Origin of the sequence: Trichormus variabilis 0441, assembly GCF_009856605.1 — a bacterium.
Taxonomy (GTDB): Bacteria; Cyanobacteriota; Cyanobacteriia; order Cyanobacteriales; family Nostocaceae; genus Trichormus; species Trichormus variabilis.
Genome location: NZ_CP047242.1, coordinates 6,163,075 through 6,187,360 on the forward strand (window position 1 = coordinate 6,163,075; position 24,286 = coordinate 6,187,360).

Sequence of the window (24,286 nt, forward strand, 5' to 3'; positions counted from 1 at the left end):
CATCATGACTTATATCTCCCCAAAAACACTTACTTGTGAAGATTTTCTCTGTCAATACCGAGACAATTCTCGTTATGAGTTAGCAGATGGAGAATTAATTGATATGGAACCCAATGGCCCCCACGAAACGGTGAGTGGCAAGTTGGCAACTCATGTCTGGACTGCAACTTCGTTTAGATGACATTTTGCCTCGTTAAATGCAATTTTTCCAGTGCGATTCTCGTCAACATTGCAAAAAATCTGTGAAGGCGATCGCTCTTGGCGGTTCCTATGAATGATAATTTTAAGCATTGGGAACCCTTAACAATCGAAGTTTATGAACGCAGCCGACGATAAAACCATTGTTCGTGAGTATTTCAATTCCACGGGGTTTGACCGATGGAAACGCATTTATGGCGATGGCGAAGTCAACAAAGTCCAACTCGACATCCGCAACGGTCATCAGCAAACGGTGGATAGTGTCATCGGCTGGCTAAAAAATGACGGCAATTTAGCGGAGTTATCAATTTGTGACGCTGGCTGTGGCGTGGGTAGTCTCAGCATTCCCCTAGCGACAGAGGGCGCTAAAGTCTACGCCAGCGACATTTCCGAGAAAATGGTAGAAGAAGGCAAGCAACGAGCCTTAGAAACCTTGGGAAATGCTGAAAATCCGACCTTTGCTGTGCAGGATCTAGAATCCTTGAGTGGTAGTTATCACACTGTGATTTGCTTGGATGTACTAATTCACTACCCCCAAGAAAAAGCTGATGAAATGATTTCTCACCTCTGTTCTTTGGCACAGTCTAGAATCATTCTCAGTTTTGCACCCAAAACCTGCGCCTTGACTTTACTTAAGAAAATTGGCAGTTTCTTTCCTGGCCCAAGTAAAACCACCCGCGCCTATCTACACCGTGAAGCCGATGTCATCAAAATTTTAGAAAGCAACGGCTTTGCTATTCAAAGAAAAGAGTTTACTAAAACTCGCTTCTACTTCTCCCGCATATTAGAAGCAACACGCCCTTGAATTAGAGATTGGGGGCAGGGAGCAGGGGAGCAGGGGGCAGGGGAGGCAGGGGAGGCAGGGGGAGAACTTACTCCAAGATTTTCGCCCAAGCCCCAATCCCCAATTCCCAGTCCCCAATCCCCATTACCCAATTCCCAATCCCCAATGCGTAAATTTATCATCGATACAGATACCGCCTCAGATGATGCTGTCGCGCTGATTATGGCGCATCACTGGCCGGATGTGGAAATTGTGGCGGTAACAATTGTCAATGGTAACGTCCCTGTTGAGCAGGGAGTCAAGAACGCTTTATACACAATTGAAGTATGCAGCGCCTCCACACCTGTATATGTCGGCTGTGCCAAGCCGATGCTACGGGAATCTCGTTATGCTGATTGGTTTCACGGCAAAGATGGTATGGGTAATATGTACTACCCAGAAGCAAAAAGCAAGCCAGAATTAGCACACGCTACTGATGCAATTATTGAGATTATCAAACAATACCCTGGTGAAATTACTTTGGTGACGCTGGGGCCGTTGACAAATATTGCTACCGCATTGCTAAAAGCGCCGGATATTGCCCAACTAGTTCAGCGTTGCGTGATTATGGGTGGTGCAGCGAATACAGTGGGTAATGTGACACCTGCGGCCGAATACAACATTTGGGTAGACCCGGAAGCCGCCAAGATTGTCTTTCATAGTGGAATGCCGATGGAGATGGTCGGTTGGGAGTTGAGCCGTCACGATGCGGCGTTGACTTTTGCAGAAGTAGAAACCGTGATGAATTTCGGCACAGACAGGGCGCGTTTAGCGATGGAGTGTAACAAGACAGCTTTGGATGTTGCCATGAAAAGGCAAGGTGCTGTTGGTCTTACCTTAGCTGATCCTGTAGCGATCGCAGTTGCGCTTGATCCAGATATTGTTACACGTCAAGGAAAATACTTTGTAGATGTGGAAATTACGAGCGAACTAACTAGAGGTGCTACAGTCGTTGATGAGCTAGGAGTGCTAAATAAAAAGCCAAATATGAATGTAATTTGGGCAATAAATGTGATGCGATGGAAAGAAATTTTGTATTTTTGTTTACACTAGTCTGAATTGGAGTAGGGAAAGATTACACCAACTCCCTTTAATTTTGTAGTGCTTGCGCTTCCCGTAGGATATTTTGAATTTTGAATTTTGTACTCCTGCGGAGAACCCGAAGGGAATTTTGAATTGTTACTGGAACCTTTGGCAAAGTGAGGTTAAAATCACAAGCAAGGTGTAAATCTGGAGTGGAACATGAAGACTGCTGAAAAGTTAGCTACAGGTTGGCTATTAACACTCGGATTCATGTTTTTGACGGTATCTGTCTCTGCGATAATTCAAAGAAATACGATGCTCAAGCCCATCGCCACGGGTGAAAATGAAGAGTTGGTACAGGAGTACGTGAACAGAGATGCTCTTAATGCCCTGGATAATACTGCTACCCAAGGTGTAATTTTCGGCGTACCCACGATGATTTTGGGGGTATGGTTGGGTGTGGGAATGTATTTACAAAACAAAAACTCTAAAAAGGCTCTTCAACAACAATTAAGCGATCGCCTACAATCGGTTTTTTATCAGATGATTCAAGAAAATCAAGGACGCATCACAGTTTTAGGTTTTGCGATGCAGTCACAACTACCTGCAACCGTTGCTAGAGAATATTTAGACTATAAAGCTAAAGAATTCAACGCTAATTTTAAAGTCAATGAGGAAGGCTCGGTATCATATCATTTTGATGTCTAATTCCCCATCTAATGACGCAGATTTTTGTTAGCATAGCTGCCATTTTAGGCGGTTTGTCCGTTGCCGCCGGGGCTTTCGCTTCCCATGCCCTGCGAGAAAGAATTAGTGAGCGATCGCTAGAAATCTTCGACACTGGCGCTCGCTACCAAATGTATCATGCCCTTGCGCTTTTGTTCGTAGCTGTCCTCATCAGTCGCACCCCAAACCCACCCACCACCTTGTTAGCTAGTGGATGGTTATTCATCATCGGTGTGGCAATTTTTTCTGGCAGCCTGTATGCCCTCAGTTTAACTGGAGTTAAAATCTTAGGGGCAATCACTCCCCTCGGCGGTGTCGCCTTTTTGCTTGGCTGGGGCGCGTTAGCTGTTGCCGCTTTTAGTTTAAAGTTTTAACTGTGCAGTCTCTCAAATTTGAATAGTGCTGAGTAGTTTTAGGGAACAACAAAAAATAAATTATCCGAAATTCATGGTTTAGTAGGGTGCGTCAGTGCCATAGAATCTAACTATACTCAGAAATTATTCATACTGACGCACACTACATTTTGGATATTTTTTTATCTGGAAGTCCCTTACCTCACTCAGGGCTGAGTGAGGTAAGATACCACTTCTACAGCTTAGTTTTTGTCATTTGGTCGTTGAATAATTGTCTCCACAACCCGCCGCTTACCTTTCGGGTCTATCCCTACCAAGCGCACATACTCACCCTCATAATCAACTAAGCAAGCCTCTAGTGTTGAAATAGCATCTGACTCTGCATCAATATGCAGAGTACCGCAACTTTGCCAAGAACCCGTGCGGAAGCGGCGTGCATCTACGTGTTCAAAAGTAATTTTGTGACCTTGAGACAAGATTTGCCGGATTTGTTCTTGGGTTTCTAAACTCAAATGAGTATTAGATGTCTCTCGCTTGTGAGAACTATTATTGACTGGCTGAATCATGGGCGCTTCAGGCGGTGGCGCTGCTTGATAACCCCTCCCGCGATTCAATCGATTATACTCATCCACTAGCTGAGAATTGTCTACCCGTTGTTGTTCACCCAACACCAAGTTACCAGACTCGATCAAATGAGCAAGGCTGAAATCTGGCTTTTTAAATTCTGGCGGCGCTTCTACGCTGTTCACAACACGTAGAGATATACGTTCAAACCCAACTTGATGGATAAAGTCGCGGATTTGTTCGTCGTAAATTCGAGAACGTAAAGCGCTAAAAAAGTCAATCGATTGCTTGGGGAAAGTATCAACTAATTGTTCAATTTCTCGTTTTGAGAGTCCATCCTCAGCAAAAATCCCCCCGACAATTCCCACCTTATCATCGCGGTTGGGTTCCCAATAGAATTTCTCCATCCGTCCATCCCGAATCAATGGTGCGTAGAGAGTAGAAAAATCATTACCTGTCACGATAATGGGGACACGCCGTATCGGGTTGGAATCATAACTACCGGGTAACTGTACATCTGTGGGATTATCGGCAATATTCATCAGTGTGGCATTTACCAACTGAGTATTTACAGTATATTGCGTACCTTCATCAAAGCGTCCTGCACCTGCATCTAAATCGTTAATCATCAGCACGCACATTTTACCCCGCACTTTAATCAGTTCTGCCGTTTCCCGATAGCGCAGCCGAATCAACCGGGCTGGGTCTCCCGCATCGGGACTTTCCAATTCACCGCCGGAGATGAGTGTGACTTCAATACCCATCTTCTCAAAAGCTAACTCACACTGAAAGGTTTTCCCTTCTCCTTTACGTCCATGAATCCCTAAAATTAAGGGAACTCGCACACCAGGAATATTTAAAAAGTTTTTGGTGATGTGAACAGCAAGTTTATCCAGAAAGCGCGGAGCGATATAATAACTCATAAAATTTATGACTGGTGATGCTTCAATAATTAATGCTAAGTTTTTTTGGTATCTATTGTTGATTAATCTTTTGGTAGATATCCATACTCACTACCACAAACGCTGTATAGCTTCAATTACATCAGGTAAGTGTTGAGATGCTTCGGACAAAGTAATTTGTGTCATGATTTTTACCTGTTATCTCTACATAGATGTTAACAAAAACGCTTTGACAGTTGTTGTACAAATATCTCATGTTCTGGAAAGTTTAAGCCTTGTCGTAGCACAGCTAAAACTTGTGTTATTTGGCGTTGCTGAATTGAGGTATGAAAATTAAAAATTCCATTTCTCAAACTCTTACTCTTTGCGCCTCTGCGCCTCTGCGTGAGACAAAAATCATCCCACTAATCAGCAACGCCTGTTATTTCTCCAGTTAATAATGCAGCAGTATCTAACCATAACCCAGGAAAAACAAAACTTTTGATGATACCGTTTGTATCTGAAGCTGTCATGGACACAAGCATCAAAGGAGTGTTACTGCATTTAGTATATATCAAGGATTTTTATCTAAACCAATTTAACCAAGCGTCCCAATTCTCTACAATTCTGGCAAATTCTCCATAACCTCCAGCTTGGGGATGCACACCATCATTAGCCTTAGCTTCATGTAGCCAAACACTTGGTTTTTCTAATAATGGAAAAACATCTAAATAAGGCACATCCAAATCTTGACAAACTAAAGCTAGCTGTTGAGATAAATCAATAGTTCTTCGTCTTCTTCCTGGGTCTTGCTGTTCTATATATGGTGCTGGACTAATCATTAAAACAGGATATAACTTTTTCGCTTGAGTTAAAATTTCTCGTGTATTTTTGATAGATTCAGCAATACTCACACGAGGTTTACCATTTTCTAGAGTTGTATCGTTTAATCCAAAAGAGAATACAACTCTTCCATCATATTCCTTCGGTAATCGTAGCGATACTTCTTGTAACCAACGCTTGGCTATATCACTGCTGGTATCTCGCCTAATACCTAAATTATAGTAGGTAATATCGTAACCTTTTTTATTAGCATTAACGCATACTCTACCTGTCCAACCAAGATACTCAGGGTCACCAGTACCATTAACGAAAGAGTCGCCAACAAAACAAATTCTGATTTGAGGTTTAGATTGTTTCGTCACTATATCTCCTGTGGGTAAACTGTGGTGCATCTGACTTGCACATTCTTTCCTGTTAGCCGTTAACTACTGATACCAATTCTCTATGAAGTTGCGCCGAATAAATGATGTAGAGACGTTGTATGCAACGTCTCTACAGTACAGAATAAAGAGCATCTATGGCTACGCCAGACAAGCTACATCAAGAAACGGTATTACACCCTCACACCCCTATACCCTCACACTAAACCTGTTATAAAAAAAGAGAGGTAAACTCATCTACCTCTCCTTAACGGATAAATTATTTAAACCAAATCAGCTTTTAGTATCTGCTGGGTTTGTGAACGATGAAGCTGAGGACTTGGCACTGCTTGATGTTGTCAAATCCTACAACACGGATGTAGTGACCAGGATATTGAGAACGGCAAGCTTGAACTTCACCCAAAACTTCACGAGATGTTTTAGCGCCGAACAAAGGTAGCTTCCACAGTGTCCAGTAAAATTCGGTAGGTTCAGAAGCTTCGTTGAACTCAACGGCTGGAATGTAGCCTTGGCTCAAAATGTACTGGACTTGCTTTTCGATTTGAACGTCGGTGAGGGGGGGTAAGTAAGAAAGGGTTTCGTAACGACGCTCTTTTGGTAAGGTTTGCATAGCTGGTGATAATTGGTTGCTATTGGAAAATAAGTACTTATGCTGGCCTAACTGGATTAATGATCCCAGTCAGTATCGGAAATTGTCTGCTGTTCTGATTCAGGACTGGGGTTGGATAAACTCAGATGCGTCATGCGTTCTAGATGCTGGCGGCGTTGTTCCATATTTGCTTGCTGAATACCGCTACGAACCATTTCGGGTAAGAATTCGGCTACTTCTTCAGCTATATGTTCTCTCACAGTCATAATCCGCAAGGCTAAATCTGGCTGTTCTCGGAAAAGTTCTTTAACATAAGCTTCTCCGTCCTGAACTTTGCCGACAGAAAAAGTATGCAGCCATAATGCTAACGGTGGATTCGTTTCGCCTAGCTGTGCCAACACAGTCATTAGCGCCTGATAAGTCAGGTAGCTTTGGAGAGTTTTGGCTGTATCTTTCGCTATTTGCTTGAGATTCATGCTTGACCCAGCCCTTTAAAAGGATGAAGTTTAAAGAATGTAAGGATGAAAGGTATTTTTCATTTAACCTTCATCCTTGCACCTTCAGCCTTTATCAGACGGTATCCATTGCCTCAAACTCGAACTTGATTTCTTTCCACAGTTCGCAAGCGACAGCCAATTCAGGAGACCACTTAGCAGCTTCACGGATAACGTCGTTACCTTCACGAGCCAAGTTACGACCTTCGTTACGCGCTTGGACGCAAGCTTCCAAAGCTACACGGTTAGCGGTTGCACCAGGAGCGTTACCCCAGGGGTGTCCGAGTGTACCACCACCAAATTGCAGTACGGAGTCATCACCGAAGATTTCTACCAATGCGGGCATATGCCATACGTGGATACCACCGGAAGCAACTGCCATTACACCAGGTAAAGAAGCCCAGTCTTGGGTAAAGTAGATACCGCGAGACTTGTCTTGTTCAACGTAGTTTTCACGCAATAGGTCAACGAAGCCCATTGTGATACCGCGTTCACCTTCCAATTTACCTACTACGGTACCGGTGTGGATGTGGTCACCACCAGATAGACGTAGGGCTTTAGCTAATACACGGAAGTGGATACCGTGGTTCTTTTGACGGTCGATTACTGCGTGCATCGCGCGGTGGATGTGCAGTAGAACGCCGTTGTCACGACACCAACGAGCCAAGGTGGTGTTAGCGGTGAAACCTGCTGTTAGGTAGTCGTGCATGATGATGGGCTGATTGAGTTCTTTAGCGTACTCAGCCCGCTTCAACATTTCTTCACAGGTAGGAGCTGTCACGTTGAGGTAGTGACCTTTGATTTCGCCTGTTTCTGCTTGTGCTTTGCTGATAGCATCAGACACAAACAGGAAGCGATCGCGCCATCTTTGGAATGGTGCAGAGTTGATGTTTTCGTCGTCTTTGGTGAAGTCCAAACCACCGCGCAAACACTCGTATACAGCGCGTCCGTAGTTCTTAGCAGACAGACCTAATTTTGGTTTGATGGTACAACCCAACAAAGGACGACCATATTTGTTTAATTTGTCACGCTCAACTTGGATACCGTGAGGAGGGCCTTGGAAAGTTTTGATGTAAGCAACAGGAAAGCGAATGTCTTCCAAACGCAATGCGCGTAATGCTTTAAAACCAAATACGTTACCTACAATTGAGGTTAAAACGTTGGTGATGGAGCCTTCTTCAAACAGATCCAAAGGATAAGCGATGTAGGCAATGAATTGGTTGTCTTCGCCAGGTACTGGTTCGATATCGTAGCAACGACCTTTGTAACGATCTAGATCGGTTAACAGGTCTGTCCATACGGTCGTCCAAGTACCAGTAGAAGACTCAGCCGCTACAGCCGCAGCCGCTTCCTCAAAGGGAACTCCGGGCTGGGGTGTAACACGGAACGCCGCCAGAATATCTGTATCTTTAGGTGTGTAATCAGGTGTGTAATAAGTTAGTCTGTAATCTTGAACCCCGGCTTTATACCCAGATTTTGTCTGAGTCTTCGTTTGAGCGTAAGACATATCTATCCTTCCAAGATGTCACTCTTTTTACTTATCAAATCACGTTTTGGTACAATTTAATCTCACAATTGCTCTACCTCCCCATCAGCTAGGAGAAAAACAGGAACAATCTTTTGGTAGAGGTTAGCGATTTTTCTGCAATTAACACTTAGCTTTAGTGGTAATCCTCTTCACCAGTGTCTTACTCATCTAGGAGTGCATAAATTAACGCTTTTATTTTTTCCTCTTGCCATAGTTAAAAAATTCTTTTTTTATCTGTTCTTCTCACCCACTAAATTGCTTTTATCCCTTCACGACCTTCGCGGTTTACGGAAAGTATGAGATGATTCCCCTATATTTCGGGGTATTTAACGAATTGGGTTAGTTTTCACACATTCCCGCTTCTGCGCTCTTGCAGACCTCCTTTATTGACAGGAGACGAGCTAAGAGCCAATTTACTTTAGGGATATTTAGTAGAGTAATCAGCGCAAGATGAAAAAATCGCACACCACGTAATTTGTAACTTGTCTCACAATATATCAAGAAATGGCATAAGTTATTCTTTGAAACTTCTTAACTTACATATTTAAATTTGTTATTACATAAAGTTTTAAACGTTTTGTTAACAATGGGTTACAAAATGTATCAATGACTGTATATGAGTCATTGGTCATTAGTCATTAGTATTCTTCTTTGCTTCCCCTGCTTCTTTGCTTCCCCTGCTCCCCTGCTCCCCTGCTTCTTTGCTTCCCCTGCTCCTCTGCTCCTCTGCCTTTTCCCAATCCCCAGTCCCTATCTGTTTAAAAAATGCTAACTAAGGGAAGACTGAGATTAACCTTTGGTCAGTTTCGCTAATGACTGGAGGTGCTGTCTCTAAAGGAAATGTCATCGTGGGATTATTTCGCAAGCGTATTAGTTTACTGATTACTTCTATATTGTTGGGGTCGATAAGTCTGCCGAGTATGAACGTTGTTGGTATTGGTAGTTTGGCGAGGGCAGAAAAAGCTGCGACTAATGCACCATCACCAACAACTCCTGATATTAAACCATCCGAATTAAAGCCGGCTTATCCTCCATCTGCACCACCCCCACGGGTAGACCCCTTGCCTGATGAACGGGATATACAGGAACGCGCAGTAGAAATTGATTATCGCGTGAGTAACTTATTAGGAGATTTCGCTGGTAATCTCTGGGTGGGTTCTTGGCGGGGATTATCGCGGATTGACCCGAAAACAGGTAAGATTTTAGCCCGTGTTAGTTTACCCAATGTTGCCATTGGTGCTTTAGCACAAGATAAAGTCGGTCGTTTGTGGGTGGGAACTTATGAAGGACTGATGAGAGTAGAACCCCGCACTAATGAAATTTCAGCGCAGAATTTGTTTTTGCCTTCCAAGCGGGTGTTATCACTGTTAACTGATAAGCGGGGTTATCTGTGGGTGGGAACTGACAATGGTTTAGCCTTAGTTAGTCCTGACCAAGGTTTAATTATGACGACCGTCAAAAATTTGCCTGGTGTGAGTGGCAACACCTTAACTTTAGATGCTGATGGTCAACTCTGGGCGGGAACTCTAGATGGAGTTGTGAGGATTAATACAGCCAGTGCTTTGATTATGAAGCGAATCAACGATTTACCTGGTACTACAGTGCAAGCCTTAGCTATTAGTCCAGAAGGTTTAATTTGGGCAGGAATGCCGAATAATTTGCTGGTAATTAACCCGAAAACTGGCATAGTACTGAGGTCTGTGGCTCGCTTGCGGGGTAAAAACGTGACAGCCGTGCGCTTTGCTAAAGATGGTAGTGTTTGGGTAGGTACTCACAATGGTTTGCTACGGTTAAATCCCAATACAGGTGCTGTACTAGATGAAGTTGCCGGACTTCCTTCTAGTCGAGTTTTGTCCCTTGTGCCTGATGTCGCCAACAAATTATGGATTGGTACTAGTGAAGGTCTGGCTTGGTTAATGCCCAAAATGGACAAAGCAACAGCTCATTTGGCTTTTAGTCGCCTTGTGAAATGAGGGATTGGGGAAGGTGGGGTCCCCTCTGGGGATAAGGGGTAATGGGGATTGAGAACCAGAAATTGGTAATGTTAATGTAGCCTCTAAGCTTTAAATTTAGCTTCTACTCCCCACTCCCTAGAAAAAATGCCAGTCACTACCCAGCAATTAATCCAGTGGAAACAACAAGGACGCTCAATTGTGGCGTTGACGGCTTGGGATTATACGATCGCCCAAATTCTCGATGCTGCTGGTGTAGACTTAATTCTCGTGGGTGACTCGATGGCGGTAATGTTGGGTTATAAAACCACGCTGCCAATTACATTAGAGGAGATGTTACACCACGCTAAAGCAGTTTGTCGTGGTGTGCAGCGGGCTTTAGTTGTGGTTGATTTACCATTTTTGACTTATCAAGAAAGTATTCCACAGGCAATCAACTCGGCTGGGCGCATATTAAAGGAAACAGGCGCTCAGGCAGTTAAATTAGAAGGTGGCTATCCGGCAATGGTAGAAACTATTACCCGTTTGGTACAAGCGGGGATACCAGTGATGGGTCATGTAGGTTTGACACCCCAATCAGTTCATCAATTGGGGTTGCGTCAACAAGGTAAGACCCAGGAAACAGCTCAGAGAATTTTAAACGAAGCGATCGCACTTGAACAAGCGGGTGTATTTTCTATAGTGTTAGAGCATATCCCCGCAGATTTGGCAATGCAGATTACACAAAAACTTAGTATTCCCACCATCGGTATCGGTGCGGGTTCCCATTGCGACGGTCAAGTTTTAGTGACTTCTGATGTATTGGGTTTATCGGAAAGACAACCACCCTTTGCTAAGGTTTATACGAATTTGCGCGCAACAATTACTAAAGCTGTACAAGATTACGCTGCGGAAGTACGCGATCGCCAGTTCCCAGAATAGAGAACAGCGATCGCTTCAAGGGTAAGTTCTATAGCTGTCACCAGTAGTATTAGGACATCAATAGATGATACAACCTAGTAGTTCACCAACCCAAAATTGCTGGGCTAGGGGAAGCAGGGGGAGCAGGGGAAGCAGGGGGAGAAAGAGATTTTTTTTGCTGCTATTAACCTTGCAAAGTTCTCTTGGCAGACTACTAGACACAAAAAGAATTTTCACCCAGTCCCCAATCCCCAGTCCCCAATCCCCAGTCCCCAGTCCCCAGTCCCCAGCTATATCTTACTGGCGTAAATTAGCTGGGACTTGTTCTGGAACAACCCAATAGTAGATAGTTCTGCCATCTACTTGTAATGTCTTCTCTGGCTTCCATTCACCCATATCAAAAGCGTGGGAGACAATGCGAGTACCGGGTTTAAGTTGTTTAAGAAGGATAGGACGCAATTTGAGATTGATATCGGGTAGAAGGTAGAGGGTAACTACAGTAGCGTCACTAAAATCAGTCTTGAATAAGTCTTGCTGAACAAATTTTACGCGATCGCTGACTCCTGCTTTCTGAGCATTTTCGTTAGCTTCTTGAATCCGTTCGGGATTAATATCTATACCAGTACCCCGTGTGCCAAATTTTTGGGCGGCTGTATTGACAATGCGTCCATCACCACTACCTAAGTCGTAAAGTACGTCATTTTTACCTACCTGTGCCACTTGCAACATGGCATCTACCACAACCTGTGGTGTCGGCACATAAGGCACATCCGCAGGACGTTCTTGCGGTTGGGTTGTTGGAGCTTGTGCTTGAGTTTCTGTTTGACCTGTTAAAGTAGGTGCATTAGTTTCTGTCTGTGCTTCCAAATCGGTTTGTTGTGGCGTACAGCCAGCTAATCCCAGGCTCACAACACTAACACCTGTAACAACCGATAGTAAAATCTTTTGCAACTTCATAATTTCTCCTAGTTAATTGTGAATTTCTAAGCCTTACCTTGGCGGTAGCGATTCCAGAACAATATGGGGATACCTGCTATCACCACCAAAACACCGACTACAGCACCCACGTTTGTATAAACCACACTGGAATATAGTAGGTAGCCACAAACAGCACAAAAGAGTAGTGGGGTAACAGGATAAAAAGGCACACGGAATGGGCGCAGTATATGTGGTTCCTTCCGGCGCAATATTAGTAGTGATATGCCAGAAAGTAGAAAGAAAAACCAAAACACGGGTGCGGTATAGTCCACCATTGTTTCAAACCCTTTACGGGTGAATGTACCTAATAGCACTAAGGCGAGAGCGATCGCCCCTTGGACTAATAAGGCAGTCCCAGGAGTACTGGGGAGTTGTCGCCAGCTACCCATGAAGCCAAACAGAGTGAAATCTTGTCCTAAGGCATAGTTAGTACGTGCGCCAGTAAAAATAGTGGCGTTGATTGCCCCTAGAGTACAAATGGCAATCAAGACGCTAATAAATAAAGCTCCTGGTGTACCCCAAATAGTACGCATTAAATCTGCCGCGACTGCCGATGAGTCCGCCATGTTAGCTAATCCCAAACCTCGTAGGTAAGCTAGATTGATTAGCAAGTAAATTGCGGTGATAATGCCAATACTCCACACTAGCGATCGCACTATATTCCGTTGTCTATTTTGTATCTCTGCGGAAATATACGCCGCCTCATTCCAACCACCATAGGAAAGTAGCACAAACACCATTGCTAGTCCCCAACTCCCTGGAGGAGTAGATTCTATCGGAGCTACAGAATTGGCAGTGGCACCCAATCCGAATACTACCACTAGCAGCAAACCCAGGACTTTGGCTACCGTTAGTAAGTTTTGCGTCCACTTTCCCTGTTGCAAACCCACTATATTCAAGATTGTTAACAGCACAATCACCACTGTGGCATACACAGATGATGAAAATGTGCCGAGCCGCAAAATTTCCGAGGCGTAATCGCCAAAGACAAATGCAAGCAGGGCAATAGAACCAGTTTGAATCACTGTCAGTCTTGCCCAGGCAAATAGAAAGGCAATTTTTTGTCCAAATGCTCGCTTTAAGTAATAGTAGACTCCACCAACATTAGGGTAAGTCGTCGCCAACTCTGCGTAACACAATGCACCGACGATAGATACTAGGCCACCAGCTAGCCACAATAACAGTACAGCAATATCACTGCCTGCTTGGCTAGCTACCAGCGCAGGGGTTTGAAAAATACCTGCACCAATGACAATCCCGACAATGAGAGCAACCGCGTCTGATAGTGTTAATAATGGCTTGGGTGCAGCTGCACCAGTCGTCTGTATTTGCTCTAGCGAACTGTAATCTGTATGTCTACTCACATTGCTTCCTCATAGTTGTTTGCACTGAATCAAAAGGAAAGTCAGGAGGCAGATGGGTATTAAACTCTTTAATTGGCCATGAATGATATTGGGTAGTTATTTATATGGGCATAATATGGGCATAAAAAAATGACTGCTTTTGAGTCACAGATTCAGATTGTCATCAATAAATGTGAAGAAAAAGTGACAAATATGACGCTAACTCTGATTAATCACATTAAGCGATACCAAATGCTTGATAATTTTTATGTGTTAGCACTATATAAAAACTCCACAAAGCGATGGATATGCAGTTAGGTTTGAGGACTATAAACTGACTAAATTAATATGATTTACTAGTTATTTATTGAAGTAATCTATAGGAATATAATTTGACTATTAAAAATCTCTAAGTATCCGTAGAGCGATGCCCACCTACTTGTATTTCCAAAATCAAATCAAATTCTTATAGTCATATAGGAATCCGAATTGATTTCTCAACAATTCTCAGGATTTGTAGGGTGGGCATTGCCCATCGGCTCATGGTCATGGTAGTCCTATAGATCATGGGTAAGTACTTATTCTCCATAACCAATGACCAATTACCCATTACCACATCCGCAGAATATATTCCCAGAATTAACAATTTTGATGATGAGAGTATTTTAACCTAGAAAAAAAGATAATAAATATTAAATTTATTGAAAACAATCTGCATTAATGATGCCTAAGATAAGAGCTTATATAGCTTATCTGTTAAGCCTTACAACCTTAATTGAATATCATTTCAAATAAAACATTAAAAAAATATGAATTACATTTTTACCTGAAAAAAAATGATATGTTGGATACAGAATTGAATTTCGCACGTATCTGGAGTAGTACAACGTAATCTACTCCAGTTTTTCCCTCCCAAATCCCTTGCAAATAATGACTTTCAGCAAGATTTCAGGAGAGAATGAGTACAAAATTGTATAGTTAACAATTAGCCCAAACAGCCCTTGAATACTTGCTGTAGTTGGGTTACAAATGAGTACAATCAGCTCCTGAACCCCTTTCCATAAATACTCGTACCCCAACTAGAAAATACTAGAACCCCTACCTGGAAAAAATTTTAAAAATTCTCAAAACGTCCTTGAAATCATCATTTGAGATTTTGAGTATAACTGTAATAAATCCAATAAATTCTATTCCAGAGATACAAACTGTAATAGTCGAAGACGACTGCTATAAATCTTATATCGCCAATCACTTAACGCTTCTACATAAAACGCAAGCAAAAAGTGAGTGGAGGGATGAGATAGCACCATGCCATCTGGAATAGAAGTCGCGCGCCAGTTGCTACAAGTCGGGGAACCCGCCCAACGCCCTGGCTTGGCTGTAAACACATTCTACCAAGACACCAAGTTGACACACACCAGCCAAAACCAAGGACTTTATAGCCTGCCCTACTCAGCGAAGCCGCTACAGGCAATGTGGCAGACGCGACTTCAATTCTTCGGGCAAACACAATCAGCAACGGCATCTCCCACAGTGGCAGCTAGTCCACCGACATTTGCGAAATTCAATGACACCACCAGTTACAGGCTCTTCCGTTACTGAATCGACACCTACCAAAGCAAAATCAGGTGGTTGCGGATGCGACACCAGCACCACCGTGGAAATGGACGAAAAGCTCCAAGAACGTATTGCTAAACATCCCTGCTACAGCGAAGAAGCTCACCACCATTACGCGAGAATGCACGTTGCTGTTGCACCTGCTTGCAACATTCAATGCAACTACTGCAACCGAAAATATGACTGCGCTAACGAAAGCCGTCCTGGCGTAGTTAGTGAATTACTCACACCAGAAGAAGCAGCACACAAAGTCTTAGTAATTGCAGGCAAAATTCCCCAAATGACAGTTCTGGGAATTGCTGGCCCTGGCGATCCTCTGGCGAACCCAGAAAAGACTTTCCGCACCTTTGAATTGATTGCAGACAAAGCCCCAGATATTAAGCTGTGTCTATCAACCAATGGTTTGATGCTGCCGGAATATGTCGATCGCATTAAACAACTAAATATCGACCACGTTACTATTACCCTAAATACTATTGATCCAGAAATCGGCGCACAGATTTATTCTTGGGTTCACTACAAACGCAGACGTTATAGAGGTGCGGAAGGCGCGAGAATTCTCTTGGAAAAACAGATGGAAGGCTTACAAGCTCTCAGAGAAGCTGATATCTTGTGTAAAGTCAATTCTGTGATGATTCCCGGCATTAACGACCAACATCTAGTTGAAGTCAACAAGATGATTCGGGAACAAGGTGCATTCTTGCACAACATTATGCCTTTGATTTCTGCACCAGAACACGGTACACACTTTGGCTTAACTGGTCAACGGGGACCTTCACAAAAAGAACTGAAGTCAGTGCAAGACCAATGTTCTGGCAACATGAAAATGATGCGCCATTGCCGCCAGTGTCGTGCTGATGCTGTAGGCTTGTTAGGAGAAGACCGCAGCCAGGAATTTACCAAAGATAAATTCCTCGAAATGGCTCCAGAATATGACTTTGACAAACGTCAAGAAGTCCACGAAGGTATTGAGAAATTTAGAGTAGAACTAAAAGTAGCCAAAGAAAAAGTACTAGCTGGCAAAGAAAAAACAGCTAGCAATCCTAAAATCTTAGTTGCAATAGCCACCAAAGGCGGCGGATTAGTTAACCAACACTTCGGCCATGCCAAGGAATTTCAGGTTTACGAAGTAGACGGTAGTGAAGTTCGCTTCGTCAGTCACCGCAAGGTTGATCATTATTGTCAAGGTGGATACGGCGAAGAAGCCACATTTGACAATATTGTTAAAACTATCGCAGATTGTAAAGCAGTTTTGGTTTCCAAGATTGGCGAATCTCCCAAAGAAAAACTGCTCCAAGCCGGTATACAGACTGTTGAAGCTTACGACGTGATTGAGAAGGTTGCTTTAGAGTTTTACGAGCAATGGAATAAGGGCTAATGAGTAATAGGTAATGGGTAATAGGTAATGGAGAGAAAACAATCATCAATTACCAATTACCAATTACCAATTACCAATCCCCACTCATCCAATCAACAAGGAGAATAATCATGGCTTACACAATTACTAGCCAATGTATTTCCTGCAAGCTCTGTTCGTCTGTATGCCCCACTGGTGCAATTAAGGTCGCCGAAGACGGACAGCACTGGATTGACCAAGCACTGTGTACAAATTGCGTTGATAGCGTTCACACCGTACCTCAATGTAAAGCTGGCTGTCCCACTTGCGATGGTTGCGTTAAAGTACCTAGCGATTATTGGGAAGGCTGGTTTGCTAACTACAACCGAGTTATAGCGAAATTGACAAAAAAACAAGACTATTGGGAACGTTGGTTTAATTGTTATTCTCAGAAATTTTCCGAACAAATTCAAAAGCATCAGGGTGAAATCTTAGGGGTATAAAGATGAGTGTTATTTATCTCGATAATAATGCTACCACTAAGGTAGATCCAGAGGTTGTAGAGGCAATCATGCCTTACCTGACCGATTATTACGGCAATCCTTCCAGTATGCACACCTTTGGTGGACAACTGGGAAAGGCAGTGAGAACAGCGAGAGAACAAGTTGCTGCCCTGTTGGGAGCCGATGAATCAGAAATTGTTTTTACGAGTTGCGGAACCGAGGGTGATAATGCTGCCATTCGTGCCGCATTGTTAGCCCAACCGGAAAAACGCCACATCATTACAACCCAGGTTGAACACCCCGCAGTCTTAAATGTCTGCAAACAATTAGAAACCCAAGGCTACACTGTTACCTATCTTTCGGTAAATGGTCACGGGCAATTGGATCTAGATGAACTAGAAGCCTCGCTGACAGGTAACACCGCCCTGGTGACAATTATGTATGCGAACAACGAAACCGGGACTGTATTCCCAATCGAAGAGATTGGGAAACGAGTTAAGGAACGTGGCGCAATTTTCCATGTGGATGCGGTGCAAGCAGTAGGTAAGATACCTCTGAATATGAAGACCAGCACCATCGATATGTTAACCATATCTGGTCACAAAATCCACGCACCCAAGGGTATTGGCGCTTTGTATGTGCGTCGCGGTGTGAGATTCCGTCCCTTGCTGATTGGTGGACACCAAGAACGTGGTCGCCGTGCAGGGACAGAGAATGTACCCGGAATTGTCGGCTTAGGTAAAGCCGCAGAGTTAGAATTAATTCATATCGAAACAGCGATTAAGAAAGAAACAAGGCTGCGCGATCGCCTAGAACAAACCTTACTCGCTAAAATCCCTGACTGCGAAGTTAACGGTGACGTTACGCAGAGATTGCCCAACACCACCAACATCGGCTTCAAATACATTGAAGGCGAAGCGATTCTGCTCTCCTTAAACAAATATGGCATCTGTGCGTCGTCTGGTTCGGCTTGTACCTCTGGGTCGCTGGAACCATCCCACGTCCTCCGGGCAATGGGTTTACCATACACCACCCTCCACGGTTCGATTCGCTTCAGTCTTTGTCGCTACACTACAGAAGCTCAAATCGATCGCGTCATCGAAGTCATGCCCGAAATTGTCGAACGCCTCCGCGCCCTTTCCCCCTTCAAAAATGATGAAGCGGGTTGGTTGCAAGCCCAAGAACAAACATTGGCGCATCGTTAATTAGGGGCTGGGGACTAGGGACTGGGGACTGGGGACTAGGTAAGAGTTTTCCCAGTACCCAATCCCCAATTCCCAATCCCACGAATCTAAAATCCAAAATCTAAAATCCAAAATAGGCCATGTGGGACTACACAGATAAAGTATTAGAACTGTTTTACGATCCCAAGAATCAGGGAGTCATTGAAGATAACGGCGAACCTGGCGTGAAGGTTGCCACCGGTGAAGTTGGGAGTATTGCTTGCGGTGATGCGCTGAGACTGCACATCAAGGTGGAAGTAGAATCTGATAAGATTGTTGACTCCCGCTTCCAGACCTTTGGCTGCACAAGTGCGATCGCTTCTTCTAGCGCATTAACAGAAATGATTAAGGGTCTGACTTTAGATGAAGCCCTGAAAGTTTCTAATAAAGACATTGCTGATTACCTCGGTGGCTTGCCAGAAGCCAAAATGCACTGCTCTGTGATGGGGCAAGAAGCTCTGGAAGCTGCTATCTATAACTATCGTGGCATTCCTCTCGCTACTCACGATGACGAAGATGAAGGTGCATTAGTTTGTACTTGCTTCGGTGTGAGTGAAAATAAGGTACGTCGCATAGTTATCGAAAATGACCTTACTAGTGCGGAACAGGTAACAAATTACATTAAAGCTGGTGGCGGTTGCGGTTCCTGTTTAGCTAAAATTGATGATATCATTAAAGATGTAAAGGAAAACAAAGCCGCAACAAACCTCAACAATAAAGGCGGAAGTAAACCTACAAATATTCCTAATTCTGGGCAAAAACGACCCCTCACCAACGTGCAGAAGATTGCCCTCATTCAAAAAGTATTAGACGAAGAAGTAAGACCCGTATTGATTGCCGACGGCGGAGATGTAGAACTCTACGATGTAGACGGCGATATTGTCAAAGTAGTACTGCAAGGCGCGTGTGGCTCCTGTTCTAGTAGTACAGCCACCTTGAAAATAGCGATTGAATCCAGATTACGCGATCGCATTAATCCCAGCCTAGTAGTAGAAGCAGTTTAGTCATTAGTCATTAGTCATTAGTCAATGGTCATTAGTCAACAGTGAAAAATCAATGCTATGGACTATGGACTATGGACTCAGCACTCATCACTTAATTACATAACGAACCCATCATGAACAATAATTCTACCGGTTTTTCTGTAGAGCGATCGCCCCCTCTTCGGCGACGTTCTACAAACCCCTCACAGCCATAGCTCAACAGGCGTGAGATCCAAACACAAAGACCGACCAACTAACCAACCAATTGCAGGAAAAGAGAACAATGACTGACGAAAACATTAGACAGATAGCTTTCTACGGTAAAGGCGGTATCGGTAAATCTACCACCTCCCAAAACACCCTTGCAGCTATGGCAGAAATGGGTCAACGCATCATGATCGTAGGTTGCGACCCTAAAGCTGACTCCACCCGTTTGATGCTCCACGCTAAAGCGCAAACCACTGTACTTCACTTGGCTGCTGAACGCGGTGCAGTAGAAGACTTAGAACTACACGAAGTAATGTTGACCGGTTTCCGTGGCGTTCGTTGCGTAGAATCTGGTGGTCCAGAACCCGGTGTAGGTTGCGCCGGTCGTGGTATCATCACCGCCATTAACTTCTTAGAAGAAAACGGTGCTTACCAAGACCTAGACTTCGTATCCTACGACGTATTGGGTGACGTTGTATGTGGTGGTTTCGCTATGCCTATCCGTGAAGGTAAAGCACAAGAAATCTACATCGTTACCTCTGGTGAAATGATGGCGATGTATGCTGCTAACAACATCGCTCGCGGTATTTTGAAATATGCTCACTCCGGTGGTGTACGCTTGGGTGGTTTGATTTGTAACAGCCGTAAAACTGACCGGGAAGCCGAATTGATCGAAAACTTGGCTGAACGTTTGAACACTCAAATGATTCACTTCGTACCTCGTGACAACATCGTTCAACACGCTGAATTGCGTCGGATGACTGTTAACGAGTACGCACCAGACAGCAACCAAGGTCAAGAGTACCGTGCATTAGCCAAGAAAATCATCAACAACGACAAGCTCACCATTCCTACACCAATTGAAATGGATGAACTCGAAGCCCTGTTGATCGAATACGGTATTCTTGATGATGATTCTAAGCACGCAGAAATCATCGGTAAGCCCGCAGAAGCTACCAAATAGATAATGCCGTAATTAGGAGACACGGAGAAAGGAAGATGCGGAAGTAATTTTCCTTCCCACTCTCCCTTCCCCACTTCTCCCTCTCTCCTCCCCCTAATCCTTCTATTTCCCCATTCGTAAGAGTCATCGAGGCAGACTATGACACCTCCAGAAAACAAGAATCTTGTAGATGAAAATAAAGAACTTATTAAAGAAGTTCTGAAAGCTTATCCCGAAAAATCTCGCAAAAAACGCGAAAAGCACCTCAACGTCCACGAAGAAAACAAGTCTGATTGCGGCGTAAAGTCTAACATCAAATCCGTTCCTGGTGTAATGACCGCTCGTGGTTGTGCTTATGCAGGTTCTAAGGGTGTGGTTTGGGGTCCTATTAAGGACATGATTCACATCAGCCACGGGCCTGTAGGTTGCGGTTACTGGTCTTGGTCTGGTCGTCGTAACTACTACGTTGGTGTAACTGGTATCAACTCTTTCGGTACCATGCACTTTACATCAGACTTCCAAGAACGTGACATCGTGTTCGGTGGTGACAAAAAACTCGTTAAACTCATTGAAGAACTTGACGTTCTGTTCCCTCTAAACCGTGGTGTTTCCATTCAATCTGAATGTCCCATCGGTCTAATTGGGGATGACATCGAAGCTGTAGCTAAGAAAACTTCTAAGCAAATTGGTAAGCCTGTTGTACCCTTACGTTGCGAAGGTTTCCGTGGTGTATCTCAGTCTTTAGGACACCACATCGCTAACGACGCTATCCGTGACTGGATTTTCCCAGAATACGACAAGCTGAAGAAAGAAAACAGACTCGACTTCGAGCCAAGCCCCTATGATGTAGCCCTAATCGGTGACTACAACATCGGTGGTGACGCTTGGGCTAGCCGTATGTTGTTGGAAGAAATGGGCTTACGTGTTGTAGCTCAGTGGTCTGGTGATGGTACTCTTAACGAGTTGATCCAAGGCCCTGCTGCTAAGTTAGTCCTCATCCACTGCTACCGTTCTATGAACTACATCTGCCGTAGTTTGGAAGAACAATATGGTATGCCTTGGATGGAGTTCAACTTCTTCGGCCCCACCAAGATTGCTGCTTCCTTACGTGAAATCGCAGCTAAGTTTGATTCCAAGATTCAAGAAAACGCTGAGAAGGTAATTGCTAAGTACACACCAGTAATGAATGCTGTACTTGATAAGTACCGTCCTCGTTTGGAAGGTAACACCGTAATGTTGTACGTAGGTGGTCTACGTCCTCGTCACGTTGTTCCTGCTTTTGAAGATTTGGGTATCAAAGTTATCGGTACAGGTTACGAGTTCGCCCACAACGACGACTACAAACGTACCACCCACTACATCGATAACGCCACCATCATTTATGATGACGTTACCGCCTACGAATTTGAAGAGTTCGTAAAAGCTAAGAAGCCTGATTTAATCGCTTCTGGTATTAAAGAGAAGTATGTCTTCCAAAAGATGGCTCTTCCCTTCCGTCAAATGCACTCTTGGGATTACTCCGAACCTAGCGATGGGGTGCAAATGTCAGATCAGATAAGGTTTTTTGGTGAGGGGAGAAAAATAAGTCTATTTTTAGCCTAAATGCAGGTTGTAGAGTTATCGGAGAACAATATATTTTTGCAGCTTTAGATAATATAACTCTTATCGGGTCTGGTTTTTGGGTTTTGCTTAGATTTTGCTTAAATAAAAACTGTAAAATGAAAGACTATTTTGATTTATATTATTTTAGATTAATTTGGGACGGTTGGGCGATCACACTCGCTTAATGAGATGATGAGGGTGCGATCGCTTTGAATTTTATTTCATTTACCTCCAGCTTTGACAAATACTTTTTTTGCCGTTTTTCCACAACTATTCACAAACACGCCATCAAACGTGCCACCAACAACACCACCCACTAGAGGCAACATTTTCATAATATTAATTACACCTTTTTCCCCAGCTTTTGTGATTAGTCGGAATCCAACTTTTTTATTGATTTCAATGAGAACTTTACCAGGTATCTGTTTGATTAGATTTTGACAAACCTTCGTGCCGATTGTAATGCCTGCGGTTTTCAGAATTTCTTCGCCTGCTTCGCCTATGAGACATAAAAGAACCATTGTTCTAACTTGTTCCGAGTGGATATCATATCCTCTCAGGTGAGCTATTGCAGCAGCAGTGTTTGCTCCAATAGCATAGGATGCGGCTAAACCTGCCGGAATAGTAATAGGCATTGCTGCAATACCCCCTAATCCAGTGATAAAACCTGTACCAGCAGCATAAGTAGTTCTCCATGCAATTATTGATTTAATAGCATCTTCAACACTAGTCGCTTTGCTCAGGTAGTCGGCTGCAACTTTTTTTGCTGGTGGCAAAACTCCTAACCCGTTAATCCCAGCATTAGCTATCCACTCAAGAGTTGCTTTTATGGGATTTTTGTTATCATCACCCGCGTTAGCTAGAACCATAAAATTTAAGTTTTGCAAATAACTTAATCTTTTCTATCTCAAGCTGTTGTAATAGAACTACCGCAATATCTCTATAGCTCTGTAAATTTACAAATAAGTTGTCATAGCAGCAATGCTAAACACTTTGCATACAATTCATGGCGATACCTACGGTAAGCTGCGCTAACGCACTCATGGCTAAAGTTAGCGATCGCCACGGTAAGCTACACTAACGCATAAAAGACACAGAGTAAGCGATCGCCTGATTAATTAACCCTCATACAGTTCTGTAGTTCTGTAGGGTGCGTCAGCATTAACTAATTTTCATGATGAAATAGTTGACCCAAGCTGACGCACCCTACTTGTTATTGTTGGCTAGTTTCGTCTAAAGCTTTCTGTATTGCATCTCTGCAAAACTGTGCGGGGTCATCTTGTGCTTGTACAGCTTGTTTCATTGATTCGGTGACGCGAAAACTGAGATTAGCTGTCATGGGTTCTTCACCTTTCCGTATTCCTGGTTCTAAATTTTCAGGTGTTCCTTTGGGGTTAGGCATTTATATATAAATATTAATATCGGTTGAATTGATTGTATGCAATCGATTAGACTTTTAAATCGGTGGTCTATGTGTCTGGAAAACTGTAAACCACCGATACCACTTTTAAAAAGGGCAATACTATTTTATGGTGTTTTCACGTCAAGAGTTGGAATTGTTAACGATTCCAGAATTAAGCTTGTTGGTTAAACGGTACGGATTACGACCTACGGGAACAGGTGGACAAAAGACAAGTTACCTCACTACCCTGATGGCGTTTCCAGCTTTAGCCCTGCAACAGTTAGAGGAAAGAAGAGGGTTAATCCGTCCTACTTTTGACCAATTACAGATCATGACTGAGATTCTAGATCAAATGGGAACACTCACACCGGAACAGTCAGCCTTGTTAAGGGTGACTTTTGAGGGTAGACGCATGGAATACCCAAAAAGATATGACCAAGAAAAATTACTAAACTTGTACAAGGCTAGAAATCATTTATCTGAAGTGATTGAACTATTGGGGATTATTTAATCTCTCTGAAATGTCTTTTGTTGTCTATTTTTCTTGGTTATCCAAAGAGTGATAGCACAAAAGACACACTATCCGCGATCGCTAATCACATATGCCATTAATGATCTACCTTGGATTGCTTGAGTGCATCCATCAAAATTGCACCAGCCCCAAAGCTATTATATGGAGTTGCCAGGTCATAAGTTTTGAAAGGTTCTAATGGTGAGATATCCTCAGCTACCTCCAAATCTTCTGCTAGAATCCGAATCAATTTGATTTTTTCTGTTGTGGAAAGTCTCCGAACAGCAGGGAGTATCTCAGATAGAGTCATAAGTTGCTTTACCTCTATGCTCAATAATTTAGTATTCTAAGGCTTAATCAATACTAACTTAATTCGCGTCGAAG

At 43.5% G+C, this 24,286-nt stretch carries 24 protein-coding genes and 1 pseudogene; 15 read left to right on the forward strand and 10 right to left on the reverse strand.

The genetic code is table 11. The annotated features are described in order from the left end of the window. Window positions 1-4: 4 nt before the first annotated feature. From GSQ19_RS25415 to GSQ19_RS25435, 5 genes and pseudogenes are all read left to right on the forward strand, one after another. Window positions 5-157: pseudogene (locus GSQ19_RS25415) on the forward strand (Uma2 family endonuclease); the annotation flags it as partial. Between the two features lie 159 nt (window positions 158-316). Continuing rightward, window positions 317-1,003, forward strand: a complete 687-nt coding sequence (gene bchM, locus GSQ19_RS25420; RefSeq protein WP_011320594.1) for a magnesium protoporphyrin IX methyltransferase — start codon at window positions 317-319, stop codon at window positions 1,001-1,003. Window positions 1,004-1,147: 144 nt separating this feature from the next. Continuing rightward, complete coding sequence (locus GSQ19_RS25425) at window positions 1,148-2,074, forward strand: nucleoside hydrolase (RefSeq protein WP_011320595.1); 927 nt, start codon at window positions 1,148-1,150, stop codon at window positions 2,072-2,074. Window positions 2,075-2,263: 189 nt separating this feature from the next. Then, a complete protein-coding gene (locus GSQ19_RS25430; protein ID WP_011320596.1) occupies window positions 2,264-2,752 on the forward strand; it encodes a hypothetical protein in 489 nt (162 codons plus the stop codon). Window positions 2,753-2,763: 11 nt separating this feature from the next. Then, a complete protein-coding gene (locus GSQ19_RS25435; RefSeq protein WP_011320597.1) occupies window positions 2,764-3,144 on the forward strand; it encodes a DUF423 domain-containing protein in 381 nt (126 codons plus the stop codon). A gap of 221 nt (window positions 3,145-3,365) precedes the next feature. On the opposite strand, the gene GSQ19_RS25440 is transcribed toward GSQ19_RS25435, so the two are convergent. From GSQ19_RS25440 to GSQ19_RS25465, 5 genes are all read right to left on the reverse strand, one after another. Continuing rightward, a complete protein-coding gene (locus tag GSQ19_RS25440; RefSeq protein WP_011320598.1) occupies window positions 3,366-4,610 on the reverse strand; it encodes a RuBisCO small subunit-like domain-containing protein in 1,245 nt (414 codons plus the stop codon). Window positions 4,611-5,152: 542 nt separating this feature from the next. Next, window positions 5,153-5,803 carry a GDSL-type esterase/lipase family protein gene (locus tag GSQ19_RS25450; protein ID WP_011320599.1) on the reverse strand — a complete coding sequence of 217 codons (651 nt, stop codon included), beginning with the start codon at window positions 5,801-5,803 and terminating at the stop codon, window positions 5,153-5,155. A 268-nt stretch (window positions 5,804-6,071) separates the two neighbouring features. Continuing rightward, window positions 6,072-6,401, reverse strand: coding sequence for a ribulose bisphosphate carboxylase small subunit (locus tag GSQ19_RS25455; RefSeq protein ID WP_011320600.1), 330 nt, complete (start codon window positions 6,399-6,401; stop codon window positions 6,072-6,074). A 56-nt stretch (window positions 6,402-6,457) separates the two neighbouring features. Further along, window positions 6,458-6,856, reverse strand: a complete 399-nt coding sequence (gene rcbX, locus GSQ19_RS25460) for a RuBisCO chaperone RbcX (RefSeq protein ID WP_010995694.1) — start codon at window positions 6,854-6,856, stop codon at window positions 6,458-6,460. A 94-nt stretch (window positions 6,857-6,950) separates the two neighbouring features. After that, window positions 6,951-8,381 (reverse strand): form I ribulose bisphosphate carboxylase large subunit, encoded by a 1,431-nt coding sequence (locus GSQ19_RS25465; protein ID WP_011320601.1) that lies wholly within the window; start codon window positions 8,379-8,381, stop codon window positions 6,951-6,953. A gap of 833 nt (window positions 8,382-9,214) precedes the next feature. Between GSQ19_RS25465 and GSQ19_RS25470 the strand changes: the two genes are divergently transcribed. Together GSQ19_RS25470 and panB are read left to right on the forward strand one after the other, a co-directional pair. Continuing rightward, window positions 9,215-10,375 carry a ligand-binding sensor domain-containing protein gene (locus tag GSQ19_RS25470; protein WP_011320602.1) on the forward strand — a complete coding sequence of 387 codons (1,161 nt, stop codon included), beginning with the start codon at window positions 9,215-9,217 and terminating at the stop codon, window positions 10,373-10,375. 126 nt (window positions 10,376-10,501) lie between these two features. Then, a complete protein-coding gene (panB, locus tag GSQ19_RS25475; RefSeq protein WP_011320603.1) occupies window positions 10,502-11,275 on the forward strand; it encodes a 3-methyl-2-oxobutanoate hydroxymethyltransferase in 774 nt (257 codons plus the stop codon). Window positions 11,276-11,551: 276 nt separating this feature from the next. Here the strand turns inward: panB and GSQ19_RS25480 are convergent, their stop codons facing one another. After that, the gene (locus GSQ19_RS25480) at window positions 11,552-12,211 is read right to left on the reverse strand and encodes a methyltransferase domain-containing protein (protein WP_011320604.1); all 660 of its coding nucleotides are present in this window, start codon (window positions 12,209-12,211) and stop codon (window positions 11,552-11,554) included. 26 nt (window positions 12,212-12,237) lie between these two features. Next, window positions 12,238-13,596, reverse strand: coding sequence for an APC family permease (locus GSQ19_RS25485; RefSeq protein WP_011320605.1), 1,359 nt, complete (start codon window positions 13,594-13,596; stop codon window positions 12,238-12,240). 1,287 nt (window positions 13,597-14,883) lie between these two features. Between GSQ19_RS25485 and GSQ19_RS25490 the strand changes: the two genes are divergently transcribed. The 7 genes from GSQ19_RS25490 to nifD all read left to right on the forward strand — a co-directional run bounded on the left by GSQ19_RS25490 (window position 14,884) and on the right by nifD (window position 21,989). After that, complete coding sequence (locus tag GSQ19_RS25490) at window positions 14,884-15,177, forward strand: hypothetical protein (RefSeq protein ID WP_041456328.1); 294 nt, start codon at window positions 14,884-14,886, stop codon at window positions 15,175-15,177. Beyond that, window positions 15,143-16,570 (forward strand): nitrogenase cofactor biosynthesis protein NifB, encoded by a 1,428-nt coding sequence (gene nifB / locus GSQ19_RS25495; RefSeq protein WP_011320606.1) that lies wholly within the window; start codon window positions 15,143-15,145, stop codon window positions 16,568-16,570. The genes GSQ19_RS25490 and nifB overlap by 35 nt, the downstream gene beginning before the upstream one ends. 110 nt (window positions 16,571-16,680) lie before the next feature. Then, entirely contained in the window at window positions 16,681-17,031 is a 351-nt protein-coding gene (locus GSQ19_RS25500; RefSeq protein WP_011320607.1) for a DUF362 domain-containing protein, read from the forward strand. A gap of 2 nt (window positions 17,032-17,033) precedes the next feature. Next, window positions 17,034-18,236 (forward strand): cysteine desulfurase NifS, encoded by a 1,203-nt coding sequence (gene nifS / locus GSQ19_RS25505; protein ID WP_011320608.1) that lies wholly within the window; start codon window positions 17,034-17,036, stop codon window positions 18,234-18,236. Between the two features lie 119 nt (window positions 18,237-18,355). Continuing rightward, window positions 18,356-19,258 carry a Fe-S cluster assembly protein NifU gene (gene nifU / locus GSQ19_RS25510; RefSeq protein ID WP_011320609.1) on the forward strand — a complete coding sequence of 301 codons (903 nt, stop codon included), beginning with the start codon at window positions 18,356-18,358 and terminating at the stop codon, window positions 19,256-19,258. A 262-nt stretch (window positions 19,259-19,520) separates the two neighbouring features. Beyond that, on the forward strand, window positions 19,521-20,408 hold the full coding sequence (gene nifH / locus GSQ19_RS25515) for a nitrogenase iron protein (protein WP_011320610.1): 888 nt from the start codon (window positions 19,521-19,523) through the stop codon (window positions 20,406-20,408). A gap of 138 nt (window positions 20,409-20,546) precedes the next feature. Then, entirely contained in the window at window positions 20,547-21,989 is a 1,443-nt protein-coding gene (gene nifD / locus GSQ19_RS25520; RefSeq protein ID WP_011320611.1) for a nitrogenase molybdenum-iron protein alpha chain, read from the forward strand. Between the two features lie 221 nt (window positions 21,990-22,210). On the opposite strand, the gene GSQ19_RS25525 is transcribed toward nifD, so the two are convergent. Both GSQ19_RS25525 and GSQ19_RS25530 read right to left on the reverse strand, forming a co-directional pair. Next, window positions 22,211-22,858 (reverse strand): EcsC family protein, encoded by a 648-nt coding sequence (locus GSQ19_RS25525; protein WP_011320612.1) that lies wholly within the window; start codon window positions 22,856-22,858, stop codon window positions 22,211-22,213. 344 nt (window positions 22,859-23,202) lie between these two features. Continuing rightward, window positions 23,203-23,391: a hypothetical protein gene (locus tag GSQ19_RS25530; protein ID WP_011320613.1), complete on the reverse strand. Its 189-nt coding sequence runs from the start codon at window positions 23,389-23,391 to the stop codon at window positions 23,203-23,205. Between the two features lie 127 nt (window positions 23,392-23,518). Between GSQ19_RS25530 and GSQ19_RS25535 the strand changes: the two genes are divergently transcribed. Then, on the forward strand, window positions 23,519-23,902 hold the full coding sequence (locus tag GSQ19_RS25535) for a hypothetical protein (protein WP_011320614.1): 384 nt from the start codon (window positions 23,519-23,521) through the stop codon (window positions 23,900-23,902). A gap of 97 nt (window positions 23,903-23,999) precedes the next feature. On the opposite strand, the gene GSQ19_RS25540 is transcribed toward GSQ19_RS25535, so the two are convergent. Continuing rightward, complete coding sequence (locus GSQ19_RS25540) at window positions 24,000-24,212, reverse strand: hypothetical protein (protein WP_041456329.1); 213 nt, start codon at window positions 24,210-24,212, stop codon at window positions 24,000-24,002. Between the last annotated feature and the right edge of the window lie 74 nt (window positions 24,213-24,286).